Here is a 561-nt window from a genome sequence, read left to right as displayed (position 1 = left end):
TTGTGTTCAGGAAAGACTCCAGGAAATCCGTCGGCCTTCTCAATCAACTCGTCCACAGGGAGGGCTGGAATGGATGCATCCTTGTCTTGGCCAAGCAATGAAGAAGAGGGATACATGTTTGTCCCCATTCCAAGCCTTCGTCCAGTTTCCTTGGCAATGGCAAGTTGGTCACCAGTGATCATCTTGACATTGACACCGAGGTTGAGAGCTCTTCGAATGGTTTCTGCACTATCATGCCTGGGAGGATCAAACAAAGACAACAAACCAACAAACTGCCATGGTGCTCCTGGAGCGTCTTTTGTTTTCTCAGGTACTTCCTGTCTAGCAACAGCTAAAGATCGAAGTCCTCGTTCAGCAAATTTATCAATCACTCCATGCACCTTCTTTCTGACATCCTCCTTGCAGTTGCAAAGGTTTAGTATCTGCTCCGGGGCACCTTTGCTAGCTCGGTGCCACGTCCCATCAGCATCAATGTATGTTAGAGCAGTCCTCTTGTCTACAGGATTAAATGGAAGGAAATGAACCTCTCTGATTCCAGCCCGTGCCTCTTTCGGATCCGCA

Annotated in this window: 1 pseudogene; it reads right to left on the bottom strand. The window is 48.3% G+C overall.

The features are described from left to right. Positions 1-371 (bottom strand): annotated as a pseudogene (locus tag CXR02_RS22235) (hypothetical protein); the annotation flags it as partial. Positions 372-561: the final 190 nt, after the last annotated feature.

Origin of the sequence: Arthrobacter sp. 4R501, assembly GCF_002929755.1 — a bacterium.
GTDB lineage: Bacteria > Actinomycetota > Actinomycetes > Actinomycetales > Micrococcaceae > Arthrobacter.
Note: the sequence above shows the minus strand (reverse complement) of the source record. Positions and strands in the feature narration are given on the sequence as shown.